This window comes from Aurantimonas aggregata (assembly GCF_010500835.1).
Taxonomy (GTDB): Bacteria; Pseudomonadota; Alphaproteobacteria; order Rhizobiales; family Rhizobiaceae; genus Aurantimonas; species Aurantimonas aggregata.
The window spans coordinates 1-4253 of the sequence record NZ_JAAAMJ010000061.1 but is presented as its reverse complement, the minus strand read 5'-3'; the positions used below and the strand labels follow the sequence as shown (position 1 = coordinate 4253).

The following is a 4253-nucleotide window of genomic DNA, read 5'->3' as shown; positions in this document are numbered from 1 at the left end:
TCGCCAGCGCACCCAGCTCATCAATGCCATTCGCGGTCACCTGACCGAGTATGGCTGGGTTGCGCCGAAGGGGCCTGCCTACGTCTCGATGCTGAGTGATCTGCTCGACGACGAGCTGGGGGCCTCCTTGCCGCCGGCAGCAGTCTCAATGTTCCGCGTTATGCTCGACCTCCTCGCCGATCTTGACGAGCGCATCACCGCTCTCGACAAGGAGATCGCCCAGCGCGCCCGCGAGCAGGAGACGGCGCGGCGGTTGATGACCATTCCCGGGATCGGGCGATCACCGCGACGGCGCTGCTGGCCCTGGCACCAGCAGCCGAGACGTTCGCCAAGGGGCGCGACTTCGCTGCCTGGCTCGGACTGACGCCGTCGCAGCACTCGACAGGCGGCAATCAGAAGCTCGGCGCGACCTCTAAGATGGGCGAGCGAACGCTGCGGCGCCTTCTGATCATCGGGGCTAGCGCCGTGATCATCCAGGCAACGCGGCGCGGGACCGCGAAGGGATCGTGGCTGGAACAGATGCTGGCGCGCAAGCCGCGGATGCTGGTGACGGTGGCGCTGGCCAACAAGATGGCGCGTATCGTCTGGGCCCTTCTGGCGAAGGGCGGAACTTATCGAGCTCCGATGGCGGTCGCGGCGTAAGCCGGGGTCGTCGTCAGAGGCCGTCGGGACGCGAGGTCGGTCGAAGGAGGGTATGGCACAACAGTCGGCGAGACGGGGCCGGAAGAACCAGTGCTTTCCACCGTGCCATCGAGCACGCTCTGGGTGTTTTGGTTCCGGTTCGCGAACTCCCATACGGGCCCGCAGCGACACGCTGCATCAGAGGCCGGACAGATGGCAGCATCCGACATCGTGCCAACCCAACAGAAACCACTTGCGCCCAAGGGGGCGTCCACAGATGGAAAGCGGTCGTAACAACAGACAGTCGTTAGAGGCAGCTAAGCGCCTATTTCGTTGAAAAACTCACCGGTTGAACGCGGGCCGTTTCGCTGGTTCACTCCTGTAAATGAACGGGAGGCGAAAGCGATGATGGGTTCTCGTCAAGTCGATCAGGCTTCGCTTTTCTAAGAGTTCTCGCTCGACCAGCATGTGCCGGCGAGCCATCTTCTTCGCTCGATTGACCGCTTCGTGGACCCTGTCCGACCTACGGCGGGAACTGGCACCGTTCTACAGTTCGACGGGCCGCCCTTCGATCGATCCGGAACTGCTCCTGCGCATGCTGATCGTCGGCTACTGCTTCGGTATCCGATCCGAGCGGCGGCTCTGCGACGAGGTGCACCTGAACCTGGCCTACCGCTGGTTCTGCGGTCTCGGGCTCGATGGCGATGTGCCCGATCATTCGACCTTTTCGAAGAACCGGCATGGCCGCTTTCGCGACAGCGATCTCCTGCGACGTCTGTTCGAGACGGTGCTGGCACGCTGCATCGAGGAAGGGCTGGTGGGCGGCGAAGGGTTCGCGGTCGACGGCAGTCTGATCAAGGCCGACGCCAGCCGGCAGAAGGGTGTCGAAGCGGCTGACTGGCCGACGGCGATCAAGCCGAGGCGCGCCGTGGAGGAGTATCTGGCCGTCCTGGACGATGCCGCCTTCGGCGCCGCGACGCCGGTGGAGCCGAAGTTCATCTCCCCGGTCGATCCGGCAGCCCGTTGGACCGGCGCCGATGGTGGGCTGGCCTACTTTGCCTACGAGACGAACGATCTGATCGACCTCGACAACGCGATCATCGTCGATGTCGAGCCGACAACGGCGATCCGCCAGGCCGAGGTCGCGGTAGCCAAGCGAATGATCGAGCGGACCCGGGAACGGTTCGGCCTTTATCCGGCACGCCTTGCAGCCGACACCGGCTACGGCTCCGCCGGCATGCTCGGCTGGCTGGTCTACGATCAGGGAATCGAGCCGCATGTCAGCGTCTTCGACAAGTCGGCGCGCCGAGACGGGACGTTCGAGCGCAGCGCCTTCACCTACGACCATGCCGGCGACGTCTACTTCTGCCCGACCGGCAAGATGCTCACCACCAAGGGAACGCTGGTCAATGACGGCGCCACGCTCCTCTATCGAGCGAGCCGGTTCGACTGCCAAGCCTGTGATCTGAAGGAGCGCTGTACGCCGCGTGAGCCGGCCCGCAAGGTCTCGCGCTCCATCTTCGAAGGGGCGCTGGATATGGCGCGGGACATCATGAACAGCGAGGAAGGCCGCGCCTCGAAACGGCAGAGGAAGAAAGTCGAGATGCTGTTCGCGCATCTCAAACGGATCCTGAAGCTGGACCGACTGCAATTGCGCGAACCGTGTGGCGCCCGCGACGAGTTCCACCTCGCAGCCACCGCCCAGAACCTCAGGAATATGGCCAAGCTGATCGCGATGCCGCGGCCCAAACCCGCATAGGCCGACAGCTACGTCGCATGGACGAGACCGAAGCCAGCATCCGACGATGCCGCCTTCGGCTTTGTCGGCGAGTTCTTCAACGGAATAGGTCGTGAGCAGACAGATGCCGAATGGCCTGGCACGGTGGCCAGCAACCTGCGCTTGCCATGCTCCTGTAGAAGATTATGACATTGGAGAGCTGGTGCTCGCGAGGCGTTCATGCCCCCTCATCATAAAGTCGTCCCGCTTGAGTTCGGGCATCTGCGAATGGCGGATGGAGACGAGATTTATTGGGAGAGCTCCGGCAATCCGAACGGGATGCCAGCTCTTCACCTCTATGGCGGTCCGGGCAGCGGACTTGGCTCCGGGGAATACCGAAGGCTCTACGATCCCGCGCGCTATCAAGTCGTTGGCATCGACCAACGTGACTGCGGACGCAGTCGACCTTTAGCCGTCGATGCGCTGAAACTGTCTCCGATACCCTAAGAAATACCCCCTTTGATGCGGGTATCCATGGAAAGGTGCGGGACTGGACGGGAGAAACCTACCCGCGCGACTGCCTATGCAGCAAGGGATTTGGGAGAAATAGGGACCGCTGAGAGTAGGGAAATGGCGGATGGGGTGTCAACCGAATGGGCTCGATAAGTGCATGATGTCGCTTGACATAAATCAGGAGTCAGAGGCCGCATACCCGCAGAAGTACCCCCAGTTTTCCCCAGGGATCTCTATGATCCCATCAGGACGAACGGCTCCAAGATTGCGGTCGTCTTTACGGGCGAGAGATTTCCCGGGTCGGCGGCAACGAGCACATAACTCGCAGTTGTAGAAAAAACTTTAGGACTCTTAGATGGTTGTCGCGCAGAGTGACATTTGTTGTGCACCATCATGAAGCGGCAGTCCATGCTCCGGTCCACGTTGACGATTCTCGGACGAACGCTGGACGGAGTAACCGGGCTCGACCAGCATCATGACGCAACGGCTGGGCGCTTCAGGGCTCGGCAGCTCACGTCTGTTGCTCAACTGACGCCGGCGATGATGCTGGCCTCTCTGGCAATTGCGGCCGTAGTCGCCTTCGGTCTGCGCCATACGGCCGGAGCTGCCATGATGGCCGCATGGGCGGCTGCCGTATGGGTGCCGTGTCTACTCGCGCTGCACGGCTGGTGGATCAGACGCGGCAGGGGGGAAAGAACTCACGCATCCCGGCGCGGGACAACGCGGCTTACCATTCACTCGGCTATCCTGGGGAGTGCGTGGGCAGTGATGCCGCTGATCTTGCTCGGGGAAGCTGATCCCTTCGTACGGGTAATCGTCAATACCGTCGCGATCGGCATGATCTGTGGCGCGGCTTTCGCACTAGCGCCACTCCCTCAGGCCGTTTTGGCTTTTGTCACCCCGCTGATTTTCAGCTCGACGGTCTTCATCCTTTACGACGCCACCGAGGCCAACGGTGTGTTGGCTCTGATGTTCGTGGTCTGCGTCGCCATCATCCTCGTTGGTTCCTCAACACATGCGAAAATGCTGGTTCAGCGTGTGGCCGCGGAGATCGAGGCGCGAGAAAAGAGTTCCGTCATCGAGATGCTCCTGAAAAGCTTCGTCGACAACTCGTCCGACTGGTTATGGCAATTTGACGCGGATCGTCGCTTTCGAGAAGTTTCAACGCGGTTCGCAGAAGCCGCCGGCGTCTCTCCCAAGAAACTTGAAGGTCGATCGGTTGATAGCTTGAGACGGCAACTCAAAAGGCTTCCAGACGCAGAGATGCAGAAGCTGTGAACCGCCCCGAGTTTGTCGGAGGCTCCAACTCTTGAGAGACTGGAGCCATGACGAAGAGAACTCCGCCGTTTAGTCCCGAGGTGCGCGCCCGCGCGGTTCGGATGGTTTTGGATCACAGGGAGGA

The 4253-nt window shown here is 61.6% G+C and carries 1 protein-coding gene and 2 pseudogenes; all 3 read left to right on the top strand.

All coding sequences use genetic code 11. The features are described from left to right. Window positions 1-642, top strand: a pseudogene (locus tag GTW51_RS23160) (IS110 family RNA-guided transposase); the annotation flags it as partial. A 447-nt stretch (window positions 643-1089) separates the two neighbouring features. After that, window positions 1090-2380 (top strand): annotated as a pseudogene (locus GTW51_RS23155) (IS1182 family transposase). An 852-nt stretch (window positions 2381-3232) separates the two neighbouring features. Next, on the top strand, window positions 3233-4129 hold the full coding sequence (locus GTW51_RS23150) for a PAS domain-containing protein (protein ID WP_163046379.1): 897 nt from the start codon (window positions 3233-3235) through the stop codon (window positions 4127-4129). Window positions 4130-4253: the final 124 nt, after the last annotated feature.